Raw genomic sequence first — 17787 nt, 5'->3', positions numbered from 1 at the left:
CAAAAAAAATAAACGTAGAAGATATCTTCTACGTTTATTTTCCCGCAATTACTTGCTGATTACTTCTTTACCTTTGTAAGTACCGCATGCTTTACATACACGGTGAGCTAATTTCGCTTCACCACAGCTTGGGCACTCTACCATACCAGGTACTGATAATTTGAAATGCGTACGACGCTTTCTTTTTACTGTTTTAGAAGTTCTTCTAAAAGGTACAGCCATTCTTCCCACCTCCTTAAAAGAAATAGTTATTTTCATATGAAGGCCTAAACCAGTCTTCCGATTATTTGTCAAAAAACTTTGCAAGTCCTGCTAATCGTGGATCAACAGTCTTTTCTTTGTTTTCTTCCGAAATCACTTGCCAGTCTTGACCTTGCATCGGTGCTCCACCAGAAACATCATCACTGAAAATTTGCATTGGAATCTCCAAAAGTATATTTTCCTTGATTACGGGCAGTAAGTCAAGTACTTCTCCTTCTAAACAATGAATTTCAGCTTCTGTTTCAAATTCTTCTTCCGAAGTTTGGAACACCTCAGTTGTTTTAATGTCAAATGGTAATGTCACATCTACTAAAGAGCGAGAACATGGTAAAACCATGCTTCCAGTTATATGTAGATGAAACGTAAACTTACCGGAGCCAAAATCAACTCTTCCTGTTACATGAGCAGGATTAATTTCACGAATATCTTTCTCGACCTCTTTTAGCTCACTTACATCTACCATTTCATTTAATGTCAATCCTTTATTTCTCAATTTATTCAATTGATGGATGGACCATTTCATATCATATCACCTCAAGGCAACAAACAAAATTATAGCTAGCCATTTTATATTTGTCAATGTTTTTTCTTTACACTATAATGAAGTCATCATAGGAAATAATATATAGACTATCACGTTTTCCAAAAAGATGCTACATCGAAAGGAGAGATTACCATAAAATCCAGTGGTATTGTTGTTGAATATAACCCTTTTCATAACGGTCATGCTTATCATGTGCAACAAACAAAAAAGTTAACACAGTCTGATATTATTATCGCCGTTATGAGTGGTCCTTTTTTGCAGCGTGGTGAGCCCGCACTCATCTCCAAATGGTATCGTACCAAAATGGCCTTAACAAACGGCGTAGACCTCGTTGTAGAGCTTCCATATGCATTCGCAACACAAAAGGCCGAAACTTTCGCAAATGGCGCAATTTCGATTTTAAACGCCCTTGGTGTTTCTGAAATTTGTTTCGGTAGTGAAGATGGACAAGCTGAAAATTTCTACAATACCATCGCTATACAAAAAAATGAAGAAGAGACTTTTAATCGTCTTGTGAAGCAACTTATGAATGCAGGTAATAGTTATGCGAAAGCTACATCTGAAGCCTTTCTACACATCTTACCACCCGAAAAAAACGTGGATATGTCACAACCAAATAACATTTTAGGCTTACAGTACATTAAAGCAATTCTCTTACAAAACAGTTCGATGCAAGCACAAACTATAAAAAGATTCGCCTCTCATTATCATGACGAAACATTTCACGATCAACATATTGCAAGTGCAACAAGTATTCGCAAACAGCTATTTAATGAAAACAGTTCCTCTACAACTATTGAGCCTTTTATCCCGAAAATGACTGCTTCTCTTTTAGAAAACTACAAGCAAAACTACGGGACGTTACATAACTGGGAAAAATACTTTTCATTTTTTAAATACAAACTTATGACGATGTCTTCAGAGGACTTACAACATATATATGAAATGGAAGAAGGTTTAGAGCATCGTATTTTATCAAAAATACAAAACAGTTCATCTTTCTATTCATTCATGGAAGCATTAAAAACAAAACGTTATACATGGACTAGATTGCAAAGAGCTTGTACACATATTTTAACAAATACAACGAAGGAAGAAATACACAAAGCAAATATAGAGCAACATGCGCCGTATATCCGTCTTCTCGGAATGTCACAAAAAGGACAAACTTATCTTTCTAGAAATAAGAAAAAAATAGAACTCCCAATCCTTACTCATACAAAAACATTCGAACATCCAACTTTAGACATAGAACGAAAATCAAATGCTGTATATTTCTCCATAATGCAAGAACCTTTGCGGACACAACTGCTAAAACAAGACGCAACGCATCATCCAATTCGTTATGATGAAATAACGAAAAAATTCCTATAAGAAAAACCTCTCTTCTTCAGAGAGGTTTACTTTGTTTCACCCATTTTTTCCAAATACGTTAATGCATCATCCAGTGTGTCCACCGGTACAATTTTCATCTTCGTTTTAATATCTTTCGCAGCTTCAAGAGCATCTTTATAATTCGATTTCTCTACACCTTTTTCATTTGGCGCAAAAAACACTTCAGCTCCCGCATCACTAGCAGCTACTACTTTTTGCTGAATACCACCAATTGGACCAATTTCTCCTTTATCATTGATTGTACCTGTTCCAGCTATTTCATGTCCGTTTGTTAAATCTTCTTCAACGAGCTGATTATAAATTTCTAGTGTAAACATTAACCCCGCTGATGGACCGCCTATTTCATGGGAATCAATTTTCACTTTCGGATCTACTACTAACTCTCTTTCCGTAACGATAGAGACCCCTATACCGACGCGTCCATTCCCATTAGGGATCGTCTTTACATTTAAATTTTCTTTAAACTGTTTTCCGCCCCGCTTGTATTCAATATTTACTGTGTCCCCTTCTTTTTTCCCTGTCATATACTCAATAAATTGTTCCGTCTTGTCGAATATTTTTCCATCGACAGCTATAATAACATCTCCAAGCTTAAGCTTTCCCTCTGACGGCATACCCTTTGCTACACCAGCAACTAGTACACCTTTATTTTCAAAAGAAACAGAGCGATTTGCACGTTTATAAGCATTATAGATTGCTGCATTTTGCGAATCTTTCATTGCATAATTTTGGCGAAATTGATATTCTTCATCACTCTCGCCTTTTTGCAATATTTCTTCCGCCTTCGAAACGTGTGTATATTTATTAAATTGCGCGGCTATTAAGTTCACCACATTAGCAGGTCCCATTGAGACAGTGACAAGCATGAAATCACCAGACTCTTTAGTTCCACCGTCAACTTGCACGTACGGCGCTAATTTCGCGGCCATACCTGGTTTTGTCACATAATACGGCAAGCGCACATAAACAAGTAGCATCGCCAATATAACCCCTATTAAAATTGCATATATAAACCGAAAACGCTTAAACATTATGTTTCTCCTTCCACTGCTCAATTAGTAAATAAATGTTTGAAATATGTTGTTCCGCTTCCACTTCTCCGACCCTAATAATGTCTTCAATATGTGTAAAAGCACGCGAACTAAATTGTTCCACTGCTGGCCGCATCATTAAATCTGATGCTATTTGCCGATTCATCACAAGTTCATGTTGCATAATTTCAATACTTTGCATAATTACATCATAAATCGATGTAACCTCTCCATTCACCTTAATTGGAGATACATCAACAGCAATAACAATATCAGCACCTAAATCTTTTACAACCGATACGGGAATACGGTCAATTACCCCTCCATCCACTAATAAGCGGCCATCTATTTTTTCTGGAACAAACACCCCTGGTACAGATATACTAGCTCGAACCGCCTCCGCAATCGGACCACTTGTAAAAACAACTTTCTCCCCCTTCAAAATGTCAGTAGCCACAACAGCTGTCGGGATATCTAACTCTTCTAAATTTTTATTATATGTAAACATTTTAATCATATCTTTAATACGTTTTCCAGCAATAAATCCCATTTTAGGAACTGTAAAATCCAAATAATATTTCCTTTTAAAAACAGCGGCCAATCTATACAGTCTTTCAACGTCACAACTCGCTGCATAAAATGTACCAATTAACGCTCCTATACTACTACCTGCTATCATGTGAATAGGGATGCCAGCTTCCCTTAACACTTTTATTACCCCTATGTGAGCAAAACCTTTTGCACCTCCGGATCCAAGCGCTAAACCGATTTTTGGTTCCTTCATTTTTCTCACCCTTTAATTTTTTTCATTCCTTTTTCATACTTATGGTCTAAATTCACCACATATCCACGTATACTGAAATGAACGTTTTTGGGACAAAGGGGGATTTTCTTACATGTACGAAAAATGGAAAACTGCTTTTCTTACCATATCAATGTTGTTTTTAACCTTTTCTCTTGTACTTCACCCCCAAGATGCTTTGCAAGCTTCAATTCGCGGGTTAAATATATGGTGGGAAGTTGTATTCCCTTCACTACTACCGTTTTTCATCATTGCGGAACTTCTAATCAGTATTGGTATTGTAAAATTTATCGGTGTTATATTAGAACCACTAATGCGTCCACTGTTTCGTGTTCCAGGGGTAGGCGGATTTGTTTGGGCAATGGGAATGGCTTCAGGATTCCCCGCTGGCGCCAAATTAAGCGCTAGACTACGCAAGAGCAATCAACTAACACAAATTGAAGCGGAACGACTCGTATCTTTCACAAATTCTTCTAATCCACTTTTTATTTTCGGAGCGGTTTCTATTGGTTTTTTCAATAATCCGAAATTAGGACTCGTATTAGCAGCAGCACATTATATAAGTAACTTTATCGTCGGATTACTTATGCGCTTTTATGGTAATAACGATACTTACATAAAAGACAAACATACGAATCAAAAGCGTGCCTTTCAAAACCCTTTTTCCATCCTCCACCAAACACGTATGCAAGAAAAAAGACCAATCGGAAAACTACTCGGTGACGCTATCGTTTCTTCTATTCAAACATTGCTCATGATTGGTGGGTTTATTATTTTATTCTCTGTTTTAAATAAAATGATTACTGTTTTCAAAATTACAGAAGCGCTTTCTTTTATTATGCAACATATTTTATCATTCTTCCAACTTACATCCCAATTTAGTATTCCGATATTATCCGGTATTTTTGAAATGACGCTCGGAAGCCAAATGATTAGTCAAATTAATGAATCAACACTTCTTCAACAAGCGATGGTAACAAGCTTCATTTTAGCATTTAGCGGTCTTTCTATTCAGGCACAAGTAGCAAGCATATTAGCGGAGACAGATATCCGCTTTAAACCATATTTTTTAGCTCGAATTATCCAAAGTATTCTCGCTCCTATTTTCACTTTTATATTTTGGGGACCATTTTATGAAAAAGTTCATTCTTTCTCGCCTACGCAAGAAGATCTTCCGGTATTTTTATTGAATCATTCTTATACACTAACTGATATTTGGACATCATTTATACACTACGGACCAATCTTCACCTTATTTTGTTTATATTTGTATGTCATCTTATTATTTTTACGCATTCATAAAGAAAAACCCCGTTCACTTTAACGGGGTTTTAAACTTTTCTTTTAAAGCACGCTCTACAATCGGAGGAACAAGGTCTACTACACTCCCACCATATCTCGCAACTTCTTTCACAATACTTGAACTTAAAAATGAATATTGATTATTTGTCATAATGAAGAAGGTTTCGATACTTTCGTCTAGTTTTCGATTCATTGAAGTAATTTGCATCTCATATTCAAAATCAGAAACTGCTCGTAAACCACGTAATATTGCATTTGCATTACGCATTTTTGCATATTCCACCAATAATCCACTATGTGAATCAATTTTTACATTCGGAATATCCTTTGTCGCCTCCCGAATTAACTCTAGGCGTTCTTCTACCGAAAAGAATGGTTTTTTTGATGAATTGTTTAAAACAACTACATATACTTCATCAAATACTTTTGCTCCCCTTTTAATAATATCCAAATGTCCAAGGGTAATTGGATCAAAACTCCCTGAAGAAATAGCTATACTTGTCATTCTGTCCCCTCACCTTCATACTTATAAATCGAAATTGCTGTAATCCCGTAGTTTTCTGCCCGTACTTTTACAAGTTCTCCTATAGAATCAGGTAAAACCACGTCATCCCCATGCTCTGCCATAATGATGCCATCTTTATTTAACAATCCATGTTGATCCATTACACTAACTAAAGACACAATTTTTTGAGCTTTATATGGAGGGTCTATTAGTATAAGATCGAATGATATTTCACGCTTTATAAGCGCCTTTACCGCACGCTCTGCATCATTTCGGTACACTTCAGCTTGTTCTTGTAGTCTACAGCTTTCTAAATTTTGATGAATGACTTTTATCGCTTTACTATCTCGGTCAACAAAAATCGCTTTATCAATCCCTCTACTTATGGCCTCAATTCCAAGACCACCGCTACCACCAAATAAATCAAGAGCGATACCACCATCATAATAAGGACCTATCATATTAAAAATAGATTCTTTCACTTTATCTGTCGTTGGACGCGTTGTATTACCAGGTACCGCTTTAAGTGGGTGCCCTTTACATTTTCCTGAAACTACTCTCATCTGTTGTCACTACCTTTATTTCAATCTATAGAGCGATTACAGCAAATTCATTTCAATTCGGTAACCGCTACCGATTCATACTATTTCATACATTTTTTCATTAATCTGTTATTTAACTAATTGAAAACCTCAGTTAAAATAATCGCTCGCTATTTCTTTCATATCCATTTCACTATTTGCAAGCAACAACCCTCTATGTACATCAGTTCCACTTTACCTTTTTTATCCTATCATAAAATAAAAAAAAGAAAAATAAAAAGCCTAACATAAATTTTAATTTCATTATGTATATCTTCATTTTAGATTGGACATAAATAAATATAACAACATCATTTTCGATGTTGTTGCCAACCGCGGAGAAGACTTACGTTTCCCCATAAGTTCTTCCTCCGGTTTCTCCTCTCCCTTTGCCTTCTTACTAGTAGTACATACTAGTATTAGAAGGGCCCTGCTTTGCAGGGTTTTTTTATTTGTCTACTTTTCATTTAAAAAGTCAGGTGGTACAGTAAAAGAAAGAGGAGGAAAAAATATGATTCAACGCTTTATAGAACTCGGAGAAGGCTACTCTGACTTATATGAATTACTTGAAATTGCCAAAACAAACCAAGAACGTGTAACACATATGTTACAATTCGAAACTGTAAAAAACGAAAAAAAAGTGTGTTCACTTGTTGTAATACTAAAACCGACAACTACTGGTGATTTCCAACCATTATACATATGTCGTGAAGGCATTCCTGTACTTGAAAATAAAAAAAGTAAACGTGTCGTTTTATTTGAAGAAATGGCGGAACAAATAGGGAAAAAAGTTACTCCCTTTACTGTAAAACCATCAACAACTTTCCCTGAAAAAGAACTATTTTTTAATCATCTAATTGGTATTTTACGAATGAACAATTTCATTCCTCCAATGAAATAACACGTTATTTCAAGTAAAAAAATCCCCTGCTAAATTTAGCAGGGGATTTTTTTACTTAGCTATAATCGTATTCTTTTGCCCGATCAGGACGCGAATTTTCGAATTCCGTTTTTAAAAATGGGCGATACGACTGTTCTACTTTTTTTACAAAAGGAAGTTTATTCAATTTTTGCATCATATGCTCAATTTGTTCCATATCACAATATACAACGGCATATTTCAAACGTTTTGATATGTAATGAATGTTACCATATTTCCTTAAAATCTTGGCATGTTTCAATGAATGTAAATAAACAATCATACTTTGTCGTTGCCCGAACATAATCTTCTCCATCTTCTCCTTTTAAAAACTTATATTCTTATATTTTATGAAAACCAATCATAAATTTATGACATTAAAGAACAAACTCTGTATACGTTTTCTTCTATATTCTAAAAAACGGGGTAAATTACCCCGTTTTTTTACAACCACAACCGCCTCCGGTACCACAACCACCGCCACAGCCACCCGCATCAAAAAACGGATTTCCTGTTGGAACTTTAACGGAAGAAGACACCTCAGAACCAATTGCTACACTAACTTCATCTAATAACTTCTGTAAAGTTGTTTCTGCTCTTTTAAAGGTCGCAACCTTATCATGCATATCTACAGAACGCTTTAATTCCCTCATTTTCGTCGAAACGAAAGTATAATCAGGATGATATTTACCAAAACGTTGCACTTCTTCGTATCGCTCTTTCATCGCTGTAAATTGCTGAATTAGCGTCTGAACTTCTATATCTTCTTGTAAATCCTTATAATACTTACGGTAATCTTCTGCTATATCTGAACAGATGATCGCTTTTGCAAGCTGCTCTGCCTTATCTAAAATCAATACGCTTTCCAGCGTCGCTACAATCATGAGAGACACCTCCGAGTATTCATCATAACACATTTGGAACAGAACTACTAATTGAAGTGTCTCACCTAAAAGAAAGATATGATTCTAATTACTTTTCATACAATCTCCTTGCACTCTTATACACTAATATGCTCCGCAATATTATATTTAAGAACATCCCATTTCCCGCTATTCTCTTTCACGTAGCTAATACATGCGTTTTTTAACGGCGTTTTAAATGTAATTTCATTTGGTGCAATTGCGTGTAAAATAGCTTTTATTGCATGTGAATGCGCAACAATGATAATACGTTTATCTCCATGTGCTGCTGCAACCTGTTGTAAAGCCGTAAAACAGCGCTCTACAATTTCTTCATCCTGCTCCATTCCTTCTACATTACCTTCTGTAATTAACTCTCTAACGGCCGCAACTGGTTTCCCAGAAGCTTCGCCAAAATTACGTTCCATAAATCGCTCATCTAATAAAATAGATGGTAATCCAATAGCCCCAGCAATTTCCTTAGCTGTTTCTTGCGCTCTAATTAACGGGCTACTTATAATTATATCCCACGATTCCGCTTGCAAGGCAGCTGCACTTTGACTCGCTTGCTTCTTCCCAACTTCATTGAGTGGAATATCTTCGCGCCCTTGAATAATCTCTTGAAAGTTCCAATCAGTTTGTCCATGTCGTACTAAACAAATTTCCGTCATGCTGCAACTCCTTTTTTAAATAATCCGATTCTATTGTAACAAAAGTTTTGCATAACGGACATAGCTTTCCCTTCCAATTACGTCGTATTTTGCTGCTTCATATACTGGAACATATCAATCATAATTGAAGCAACGGCCAATTGATTTTGAAATTTTTCCACTTTATCTGGTATCGTTTTTTTGAAATGCTGCATGGCAGCTAACTCAAAAGCTTCTTTTTCTTCTGGGTTACGCGTCAATTTCCGGTACCAGTATGGCTGTTCCCGAATATAGCGAGCTAAATCCTCATCAGCTTTTACAAACTCCATAAGCTCTGCTCTCATTCTCTTTCCCCCTAATCCTTTTGAAAGAAAAAAGGATTATTTTCAGAAGTACTTTGTTCTTGCTGCGCACGGTTTCCTTGAAATTGTTGAATAACTTGTTGCACGCTACCAATCGCACTCGTTACATTTGCTAAATGATGTTGCATTTGTTCTACGTCTAGCTTTTTAAAGAAAGAAAGCATTTGCCCCATCACATCAGCAGTTTTTTCCTCTTCTGTTCGATTTTCTTTTTCTTCTTTATTTTCTTTTACCGAAGAAAAAGCAGGTGCTCCATCAGGTCTATATGCTGTCCATATTTGATCTTCTTCACCAAGTAAGTACCATTCTTCATAAAATTGCTGCCAAGTTTTTTGACCACCTCTAACCTCATGAACCATTTTAGGGTGATGGTTTACAAACTCTTTAAACTGTTGAACCGATGGATGTAACGGCCCTTTTGTTGTTGGCATAATCCTCACCTCTTCATGTATATCTACTATATTGTAAGAAAAAAAAGGCACATGGTTCGCCTATTTTTAGACGATTCATGCACCTTTTTATCTTCCTATTTGTGGACAATTAAAGCCCGATTGGTGAAGACTAATAATCAATGAAGGATGCCCCGACTGATTAAAGTTTCATTTTATTTTCGGATAAAGTTTTGAGTATAAAATTTATCATATACCCCAACACCTAATCCAGTAAATTGTTCGTTTAATAAATTCTTTCTATGCCCCTCACTATTTAACCAACCCTGTACCGCCGCAATTCCATCACTATGTTGCGCCGCTATATTCTCACCAGCAAGTTGAAAAGCCACTTGCCCACGTTGCAAGCGATCTCCTAACGTACCAAAAGTAGGTGAATCGTGCGAAAAATAATTATTATCCTTCATATCTTTACTATGGCCAAATGCAACATCTGCAGTTTGTTGATCCAATGTTAACAACGGTAATTGATGACGACTCCGAATAATATTTGTTAAATCGAGAATTTGTTGCATATTTCCATTTTCTACTTGCTTCATTTTTTCTGGCGTCAGCGGCTGTTCCGCTATTAATTCACCTGAATAAACAAGTTGATATGGTCTTTGTCGTAATAACGTTTCATCATCCATATAACGAAGACCAACAAGCTCATGTGTAAAGTGATCAAAGTATAATTGTGCCCATCCATCTTCTACAGGTACTAGCGGTTGTTCCATTACTTCCGTATCAGATAACTCAAATTGATAACTATTCTTTCCTCTTTTTAATGAAATCTCATGTGAAAGTGGATTCTTTTTATATACCTCTTCATACTTTTCATTTATATAATAGGGAGCCACCTTAACTTGCTCACCAGCAACATACGCCGTTACAACTTTACGTTCAGCAACCCCAAATTGAACATACTGAGCTAAATCTTGATTATACACCCACCATTCATATCCATAAGCAGACGGCTCTATTCGAGATGGTTCGCCCCACTTCGCTAATAAATTCTCAGAGTCCCCGCCAATCATATTTAAAACAGTGTCTGTGGATTCTTCATTTACTTGCTTCTTCTTTTTCACAATTTTATTTTCTTGCTTAGAGTGAGATGGAGTTAATATATATTGTGACACGAGTAACTTCCCGTATAAATCAACAGCTAAAATTAAAAATGTAATCATTACGATACGCAATAATTTCTTCAAACGATATACCTCCTGAACAAAGCATAAAATCGAGATATACACAAATCCTTTTATTTCCTTTTTTTGTGTGTACCGTACTCTTTTCACTATATCATATTTTCACGAAAAAAGTCTGGATTATCCCTTTTCTCGCAATACGAATTGCACTTTCTTATTATTCGTACTATTATAAAAATAATGAACTAACATTAAAATAAGGAGGTATTCTATGCAATTTACAAATACAAACTTTACTGATGCAGTCGTTGATCTAACTCTTTTAACTGAGATTATGGAAAACAATCATTTTGTACTTGCCGGACAATGGGATTACGAACGCGTTACATATGATTATAAATTTGAAATATTAAAGGATATTTATTATTTACGTGTACAAGGATTTGCTGTTGAAGGTGACATCGGCGGCAGACACGCTCAAGTAAAACTATTGCCACCCTTATTAGGAAAACATTATTATCCTCATGGCGTTGAATATGGCGATGATGAGATTTTCCCAACGAATGTACTTCAAAAAAGCGAACAACTCCTACAAAATATTGAAAAAGAGTTAAAAGAATTTCAAATTATTGAATAACAAAAAAACTAGCGCATTAACACGATGCGCTAGTTTTTATTTCGTCTGCAAATAAGGAGGTAACTCTTGCAGCTGCTCTTTATCCTTTTCACGCTCTCTACGTGCCCATTTAAAGAACACATAACCGATAATCGTACCGTACACTATTTCCTGGACAATTTTCATAATAATACCACCTGTTTGCTGGTCTTGTACTACCGGCATCCAATGTAAAAATTCTGGTCCAGTTATATTTAAATCTGATAAAGTACCCGCCGGTACACAGAGTTCCATTGCCTTCATCCAAGCGGCCGAATCTGTATATGTTGCAAATAATGGTGCAGTCGCAAAAATTATTAACGCACAAGCTGGCGTTAATAAAATACCATTAGCAAACATGTAACCAAGCTTCTTAATATCACTTAAAGTTTGATATTCTGGCAGTGGATTTAACATCGGCCACCACATCATCATTGCTGCAAAAAACAATATAGCAAGGCAAATAGGATGCGCTATTTGACTTTGTTTTACTGCATCAAAAACAATTGGCAAATGATAAAAGGAAAACAGGCCATTAAATACAAACAACGCAATAAGCGGCTTAGCAAAAAACTTTATCACAATTTGAACGAACTTAAAAGAAGTAATATAACGATATAACCAAACAGGTATACCAAGCAGTAATAACGGAGGCACCGCAATATACATTACTGCCATCTCAAACATATGTGCACTAAATATGATATGACCAATTAAATCAATAGGTCCTCCCTTTACAACATACAAAAGAACAATCCCGGTCGTAAAATAAAAAATTTGCTTCTTACTTACCTTCGTCGCATTTTCAAATCGCGTTCTATACGGTCCAATAATTAAAAAATAACTAATAAGAATCGAGATCATAAATAATAAAAAAATTGGACTCCATAAAGCTTGAAAACCAAATACCCATAAGTTTTCCATTTCCACACCTACCTTTTCAAAATTCTTATATTTCATATAAAAAGAGGGCTTTGATATATCAGAGCCCCCTACTATCACTGTTTAAATCCACACAATTGTCATAAAGGCTAATATTGTTAATAAACCAATTAACAATCCAGAGTACAAGAAGAAACTCGCCGCTTCATGCCCTTTATGACTCATATGCATGAAATAATATAACTGAAATATAACTTGAATGACTGCTAACAATAATATAAATGGAACCGAAAAAATCGGGCTAAATGTTTTCGGATATGCCACCGCTGCAAATGCAACTAATGTTAAAAAAATCATTAGTGAAAATGTAACAACTTGGTGCTTCATTTCCTCTGCACTTTTTCTCTTCCGATAAACAAGATCCACCTTAGGATTATTCGTTTGCTTAACCGCCATTGTTTATCCCACCATTCCCATCAAATATACTACAGTGAAAATAAACACCCAAACTACGTCAATAAAGTGCCAATAAATTGATGCAACATAAAACTTTGGTGCGTTGTATAAATTTAAGCCTCTCTTCGCGTTTCTAAAGATTAATGTTAAAATCCAACATAATCCAAACAACACGTGGAGCCCGTGTGTACCAACAAGAGCATAAAATGCAGAACCAAATGCACTACTTCTCATAGTATGCTTAAATTCATGCGTATAATGATAAAACTCATATATTTCAAACCCCAAAAATCCTAAGCCAAGCAACACTGTTACAAGTAACCAAAGTTGCATTTTCTTAAAGTTAAAATTTTTCATATGATACATTGCGTATACACTCGTTAAACTACTTGTTAACAAAAGCATCGTCATAATGAAAACGAGTGGCATTTGAAACATCTCTTGAGATGTTGGTCCACCATTTGTAGAGTTCTTTAACGCTAAATATGTGCCAAATAAGGAAGCGAACAACACTGTTTCGCCTCCAAGAAATAACCAAAAACCAACAAACTTATTTTTCCCCTCAAGGGTTGCTTTTTCAGGCTCTGCTGGAAATGTTTCATTCGTTAATTTCTCATCTACATGCATTACGCCTTGCCCCCCTTATCATCTAAATCTTCCTTATGAATATGATATCCATGATCATCAATTACTGAACGAAGGAACATTGTACCAAACGTAATGATTAAACCGATAATCGCTACTAATAACCAAAATTTATCTTTGCCACCCTGCATATACATCGCACCGAATGCTGCTATGAATAAGCCTAGAGAAATGATAAATGGTGAAAATGAAGCATTTGGCATATGAATATCACCGGCCGGTTCCGCTGCTGTCATCTCTTTATTACCTTCACGTTTTTCAATCCAAAACGGATCTAACCCGCGAACAAATGGCAATTGCTTAAAATTGTATTCCGGTGTAGGTGCTGGCATTGTCCATTCTAATGTACGTCCATCCCATGGATCACGGCCAGCCTTCTCTTTTGATACCGTTGTTTTTATTACATTGAATAAAAGAACAATCGTTCCAAGAGCCATAAACACAGCTCCGATAGAACTAATCATATTCCCCATTTCCAACCCTTGGCCCTCAAGATATGTGTAGTAACGACGCGGCATACCGATTAGACCTAGGAAATGCTGAATAAAGAATGTTAAATGGAAACCGATAAAGAATAACCAAAATGTTATCTTACCTAATGTTTCATTTAATACTTTATTAAACATAAGTGGCCAATAATAATGCGCACCTGCAAGTAAACCAAATACAACACCACCAACAATTACATAATGAAAGTGTGCTACTACGAAATAATTATCATGAAACTGATAATCAGCTGGTGCAGAAGCAAGCATAACACCTGTAACTCCACCCATAACGAAGGATGGAATAAAAGCTACCGCCCACATCATTGGTGTTGTAAACCTAATACTTCCACCCCACATTGTAAAGAGCCAGTTAAATATTTTAATACCCGTTGGAACTGCAATCGCCATTGTTGCAACCGAGAAGATAGCATTTGCAACAGGCCCAAGACCAACAGTAAACATATGATGCGCCCATACCATAAATCCTAAAAACCCTATTAATACTGTCGCGAACACCATAGAGGAATAACCGAATAATCGTTTTTTCGAAAATGTGGCGAAGATTTCTGAGAATATTCCGAAAGCTGGGAGTATAAGAATGTATACTTCCGGATGACCGAAGATCCAGAATAAATGCTCCCATATAATCGTGTTCCCACCTAGTGCCGGATTAAAGAAACTTGTGCCAAATAAACGATCTAACATTAAAAGTCCTAATCCTACAGTTAATGGTGGAAATGCAAATAAAATAAGTGAAGATGTTACAAATGTTGTCCATGTAAACATCGGCATGCGCATGTACGTCATCCCTGGCGCGCGCATATTAATAATTGTAACAAGGAAGTTAATACCTCCAATTAATGTACCAATACCTGATATTTGCAAGCCGAGTACATAAAAATCAACACCATGTCCTTTAGAAGCTAAAGCTAAAGATGCATACGATGTCCACCCTGCATCAGGCGCTCCTCCTAAAAACCAACTTAAATTTAAAAATAATCCACCAAAGAAAAATAACCAAAATCCGAGCGAATTCAAAAACGGGAACGCCACATCACGTGCTCCAATTTGAAGTGGTACAGCGGCGTTCATAAATGCAAACACGAGTGGCATAGCTGCGAGGAAAATCATTGTTGTACCGTGCATCGTTAATACTTGATTATAAGCATCCCCAACAAGAAAAGCATTGTTAGGAATCGCTAACTGCAGGCGAATAAATAGTGCTTCTATTCCACCTATTACAAAAAACAATCCACCTGCAATTAAATAGAGAATGGCAATCTTTTTATGGTCTACTGTCGTTAAATAATCCCATATGACAGCACCCATCCCCTGTTTTTTTGCTACAGAACTCACGTTTTCAACCTCCCCTTCGCAAATGATCCCTCTTTATTTTTCAATCTTTAACGTTTGTAAATATGCATTTAATGCATTAATTTGATCATCCGTTAAGTTGCCATATTTACCAGTCATTTTATTACCTGGTTTCATATTTTCAGGATCTTTGAGCCATTTTTTTAAGTTCTCTTCATTATTTTCGGCAATACCAGCAACCATATCGCGATCTGCGAAGTTTGCTAAGTTCGGTGCGATACGAGCAGAAGGTGGTCTACTATCATTTGATCCAACTGCATGACAACCAATACAGCTTTTATTAAATATTTCTTGACCCTCTTGCGCCTTTGTAGAAGCTACTTCTTTTTTCCCATCAATCTTCTTCATGTCAGCAAGCCACTTTTTGTACTCGCTTTCATCCAGAGCTTTCACTTTGAACTGCATTAAAGAATGTGATGGGCCACAAAATTCTGTACAAAAACCATTATAAGTGCCCGATTTATCTGCCTTTAACCACATTTTGTTTACATTATCTGTATTTGTATCCATTTTCCCAGCTAAAGATGGAACCCAAAACGAATGTTTAATATCGGCACCCTTCAAATTCAAATACACTTTCTTACCTGTGGGGATAACTAAATCTTGAGAAGTTACTATTTTTTCTGATTTATAAGAAAATTCCCACCAATAAAGATTCGCTGTTACATCAACAACGATAGTATCTTTATCAATATTCTTTTTCTCCATCGCACTTACATCAGCAAGCTTGAATGTATATGTAACAGTCGGAACAGCCAAGATTAACAAAAGAATAATCGGAATGACTGTCCATATAATTTCTAGTTTGTGATTTCCTTCAACTTGCTCTGGAATATAATCTTCCTCACCCTTTTTTTGTCGGAAACGCACAATTACATATAAGAAAATAATAGTAACTACAAGTACTACTCCTACCATGATTGCACTCGCTAGTAAGAGCAAATCATATTGCATTTTTGCTACTTCCCCTTGCGGAATTAAAGTAGACTGAAAAGCTTTACCGCATCCCCCTAACAGTAAAGCCAGCAGTGAAACGAACGAAAGCAGTCGCCACTGTTTCTTCATACAAACAACCCCCACTTTCTTTGTGAATTAGATTGTACTTTATAGTTAAGTAAAGTAAATCTCAACGTAAAGAAATCCAATCATGTCGTTGTCTTAGAAGAATGTAACTACAATCATTGACACAAATAAGATTGTTAAGTAATTCAGGGAATAAACAAACATTTTTACGGACCACTTGATGTCATCTTGCTGACGGAAGCCATAAAGCCCTAATGCGATCCATCCGATGTTAAGCAATGTTGCAATTACCATGAATGTTATTCCAAGTCCACTCATATAAAATGGTAGTGGTAATAAACATACTGTCCAAATCATAATCTGACGTTTCGTAATATCAAATCCCTGTACAACAGGAAGCATTGGGATTCCTGCATTTCGATATTCATCAACACGCTTCATCGCTAATGCGAGGAAATGTGGGATTTGCCAAATAAACATAATTAAAAATAACATCCAAGCAATTGGATGATTTAAAGACGGATCAATTGCCGCCCATCCAATTAAAGGTGGAACTGCTCCTGATATACTACCTACAACAGTATTTAACGTATATTTTCTCTTCGTCCATAACGTATATAAAACAACATATGTGAAGGCACCAATAAATGAGATTAACACTGCCATCGGTGTAGTAAGTAATAAAAATGCAAAGCCAAGAAGTAAAATTACAAGTCCAAATGCAAGTGCAAAGCCAGGTTTATATTTACCTGTTACCGTTGGACGGTTTTTTGTTCTTTCCATTAATGGATCGATATCTCGGTCAATGTAGTTATTTAAACAACATACCCCTGCCATAATTAATGCCGAACCAACGATTGTGAAAAATAACTTATCTAGATTGTCCATAACACTCAATCCATTAAAATGTAAAGCCAACCAAAATCCTGTAAATACAGTAAGTGTATTTGAGTTTACAATCCCCATTTTAACGAGCGCTGATAAATCTTGTAACCGAGTTGTTTCCGGTACAATTGAAACAGCTGACTCATCATGCAGCTCACTTGTTGCATGGTTCATCACTTTAACCCCCTCTTAAACCTATCATCTTTCTAAGCATATATTTCATGTGAAATATTTCGCTTCTATATAGCAATATTATTACAGTAGAAATATTGTTAACCCATTCTACTACTAATCTACGCCCATACTCCAATATATTAAATCACATTTCCCGAACATTTTGTGAAGAAAACATGAACTTTTTGTGTCGAACATTAAAAAACTTTATTTTAATTTATCCTTATCATAACATGATGTTATCTTCTATAATAAACTATTTTGTCATATTTAGCATGTATTCTCCCCATTTCTTTTCAAATTAGCCTGCATTCCTCCTAAAATATGTATTTTAAATCCCATTTTTTTCTTTATAATACGTACGTTGTCCTCGCC

22 protein-coding genes are annotated in these 17787 nt (G+C 35.9%); 4 read left to right on the top strand and 18 right to left on the bottom strand.

What is annotated here, in order from left to right; genetic code table 11:
* Nucleotides 1-48: 48 nt before the first annotated feature.
* Nucleotides 49-222: a 50S ribosomal protein L32 gene (gene rpmF / locus MHH66_RS07205; protein WP_001984764.1), complete on the bottom strand. Its 174-nt coding sequence runs from the start codon at nucleotides 220-222 to the stop codon at nucleotides 49-51.
* A 61-nt stretch (nucleotides 223-283) separates the two neighbouring features.
* Entirely contained in the window at nucleotides 284-784 is a 501-nt protein-coding gene (locus MHH66_RS07200) for a YceD family protein (RefSeq protein ID WP_002014753.1), read from the bottom strand.
* 153 nt (nucleotides 785-937) lie between these two features.
* On the opposite strand from MHH66_RS07200, the gene MHH66_RS07195 reads away from it, so the two are divergent.
* Nucleotides 938-2179 carry a nucleotidyltransferase gene (locus tag MHH66_RS07195; protein ID WP_165689459.1) on the top strand — a complete coding sequence of 414 codons (1242 nt, stop codon included), beginning with the start codon at nucleotides 938-940 and terminating at the stop codon, nucleotides 2177-2179.
* A 26-nt stretch (nucleotides 2180-2205) separates the two neighbouring features.
* Here the strand turns inward: MHH66_RS07195 and MHH66_RS07190 are convergent, their stop codons facing one another.
* Both MHH66_RS07190 and MHH66_RS07185 read right to left on the bottom strand, forming a co-directional pair.
* Nucleotides 2206-3231 carry a SepM family pheromone-processing serine protease gene (locus tag MHH66_RS07190; RefSeq protein ID WP_002142950.1) on the bottom strand — a complete coding sequence of 342 codons (1026 nt, stop codon included), beginning with the start codon at nucleotides 3229-3231 and terminating at the stop codon, nucleotides 2206-2208.
* Nucleotides 3224-4015: a patatin-like phospholipase family protein gene (locus tag MHH66_RS07185; protein ID WP_002138096.1), complete on the bottom strand. Its 792-nt coding sequence runs from the start codon at nucleotides 4013-4015 to the stop codon at nucleotides 3224-3226. Before MHH66_RS07185 ends, MHH66_RS07190 begins: the two co-directional genes overlap by 8 nt.
* A 112-nt stretch (nucleotides 4016-4127) precedes the next feature.
* Here MHH66_RS07185 and ylbJ point away from each other — a divergent pair, with 112 nt between their 5' ends.
* A complete protein-coding gene (gene ylbJ, locus MHH66_RS07180) occupies nucleotides 4128-5357 on the top strand; it encodes a sporulation integral membrane protein YlbJ (protein ID WP_002033736.1) in 1230 nt (409 codons plus the stop codon).
* On the opposite strand, the gene coaD is transcribed toward ylbJ, so the two are convergent.
* Together coaD and rsmD are read right to left on the bottom strand one after the other, a co-directional pair.
* On the bottom strand, nucleotides 5349-5840 hold the full coding sequence (coaD, locus tag MHH66_RS07175) for a pantetheine-phosphate adenylyltransferase (protein WP_063219151.1): 492 nt from the start codon (nucleotides 5838-5840) through the stop codon (nucleotides 5349-5351). The genes ylbJ and coaD overlap by 9 nt on opposite strands.
* Nucleotides 5837-6403: a 16S rRNA (guanine(966)-N(2))-methyltransferase RsmD gene (rsmD, locus tag MHH66_RS07170; RefSeq protein WP_001266992.1), complete on the bottom strand. Its 567-nt coding sequence runs from the start codon at nucleotides 6401-6403 to the stop codon at nucleotides 5837-5839. The genes coaD and rsmD overlap by 4 nt, the downstream gene beginning before the upstream one ends.
* Before the next feature lie 529 nt (nucleotides 6404-6932).
* Between rsmD and MHH66_RS07165 the strand changes: the two genes are divergently transcribed.
* Complete coding sequence (locus MHH66_RS07165; RefSeq protein ID WP_002014762.1) at nucleotides 6933-7322, top strand: DUF7147 family protein; 390 nt, start codon at nucleotides 6933-6935, stop codon at nucleotides 7320-7322.
* Between the two features lie 55 nt (nucleotides 7323-7377).
* On the opposite strand, the gene MHH66_RS07160 is transcribed toward MHH66_RS07165, so the two are convergent.
* The 6 genes from MHH66_RS07160 to MHH66_RS07135 form a co-directional block, all read right to left on the bottom strand.
* Nucleotides 7378-7644 (bottom strand): YlbG family protein, encoded by a 267-nt coding sequence (locus MHH66_RS07160; RefSeq protein ID WP_002088292.1) that lies wholly within the window; start codon nucleotides 7642-7644, stop codon nucleotides 7378-7380.
* Between the two features lie 127 nt (nucleotides 7645-7771).
* Entirely contained in the window at nucleotides 7772-8224 is a 453-nt protein-coding gene (locus tag MHH66_RS07155; RefSeq protein WP_002128868.1) for a YlbF family regulator, read from the bottom strand.
* A gap of 116 nt (nucleotides 8225-8340) precedes the next feature.
* Nucleotides 8341-8913: a histidine phosphatase family protein gene (locus tag MHH66_RS07150; protein ID WP_002014767.1), complete on the bottom strand. Its 573-nt coding sequence runs from the start codon at nucleotides 8911-8913 to the stop codon at nucleotides 8341-8343.
* A 77-nt stretch (nucleotides 8914-8990) separates the two neighbouring features.
* Nucleotides 8991-9236, bottom strand: coding sequence for a YlbE-like family protein (locus MHH66_RS07145; RefSeq protein WP_078184361.1), 246 nt, complete (start codon nucleotides 9234-9236; stop codon nucleotides 8991-8993).
* An 11-nt stretch (nucleotides 9237-9247) separates the two neighbouring features.
* Entirely contained in the window at nucleotides 9248-9685 is a 438-nt protein-coding gene (locus MHH66_RS07140; RefSeq protein ID WP_002014771.1) for a YlbD family protein, read from the bottom strand.
* A 173-nt stretch (nucleotides 9686-9858) separates the two neighbouring features.
* Complete coding sequence (locus tag MHH66_RS07135) at nucleotides 9859-10893, bottom strand: CAP domain-containing protein (RefSeq protein WP_002088298.1); 1035 nt, start codon at nucleotides 10891-10893, stop codon at nucleotides 9859-9861.
* A gap of 208 nt (nucleotides 10894-11101) precedes the next feature.
* Here MHH66_RS07135 and MHH66_RS07130 point away from each other — a divergent pair, with 208 nt between their 5' ends.
* Nucleotides 11102-11467 carry a YugN family protein gene (locus MHH66_RS07130; RefSeq protein ID WP_002014773.1) on the top strand — a complete coding sequence of 122 codons (366 nt, stop codon included), beginning with the start codon at nucleotides 11102-11104 and terminating at the stop codon, nucleotides 11465-11467.
* Nucleotides 11468-11503: 36 nt separating this feature from the next.
* Here MHH66_RS07130 and ctaG read toward each other — a convergent pair whose 3' ends face one another.
* The 6 genes from ctaG to cyoE all read right to left on the bottom strand — a co-directional run bounded on the left by ctaG (nucleotide 11504) and on the right by cyoE (nucleotide 17412).
* Nucleotides 11504-12409 (bottom strand): cytochrome c oxidase assembly factor CtaG, encoded by a 906-nt coding sequence (gene ctaG / locus MHH66_RS07125; protein ID WP_012261616.1) that lies wholly within the window; start codon nucleotides 12407-12409, stop codon nucleotides 11504-11506.
* Between the two features lie 81 nt (nucleotides 12410-12490).
* Entirely contained in the window at nucleotides 12491-12823 is a 333-nt protein-coding gene (ctaF, locus tag MHH66_RS07120; protein ID WP_002014776.1) for a cytochrome c oxidase subunit IVB, read from the bottom strand.
* A 3-nt stretch (nucleotides 12824-12826) separates the two neighbouring features.
* Nucleotides 12827-13450 carry a cytochrome c oxidase subunit III gene (gene ctaE, locus MHH66_RS07115; protein ID WP_000557861.1) on the bottom strand — a complete coding sequence of 208 codons (624 nt, stop codon included), beginning with the start codon at nucleotides 13448-13450 and terminating at the stop codon, nucleotides 12827-12829.
* A complete protein-coding gene (gene ctaD / locus MHH66_RS07110) occupies nucleotides 13450-15285 on the bottom strand; it encodes a cytochrome c oxidase subunit I (RefSeq protein ID WP_176126945.1) in 1836 nt (611 codons plus the stop codon). Before ctaD ends, ctaE begins: the two co-directional genes overlap by 1 nt.
* A 60-nt stretch (nucleotides 15286-15345) precedes the next feature.
* Nucleotides 15346-16395, bottom strand: coding sequence for a cytochrome c oxidase subunit II (gene coxB / locus MHH66_RS07105; RefSeq protein ID WP_002088304.1), 1050 nt, complete (start codon nucleotides 16393-16395; stop codon nucleotides 15346-15348).
* 93 nt (nucleotides 16396-16488) lie between these two features.
* Entirely contained in the window at nucleotides 16489-17412 is a 924-nt protein-coding gene (gene cyoE, locus MHH66_RS07100; RefSeq protein ID WP_002033731.1) for a heme o synthase, read from the bottom strand.
* Nucleotides 17413-17787 lie beyond the last annotated feature (375 nt).

It is taken from the genome of Bacillus sp. FSL H8-0492 (assembly GCF_038006145.1).
In the GTDB taxonomy this organism is placed as follows: Bacteria; Bacillota; Bacilli; order Bacillales; family Bacillaceae_G; genus Bacillus_A; species Bacillus_A mycoides.
This window is presented reverse-complemented; position numbering and strand designations above follow the sequence as displayed.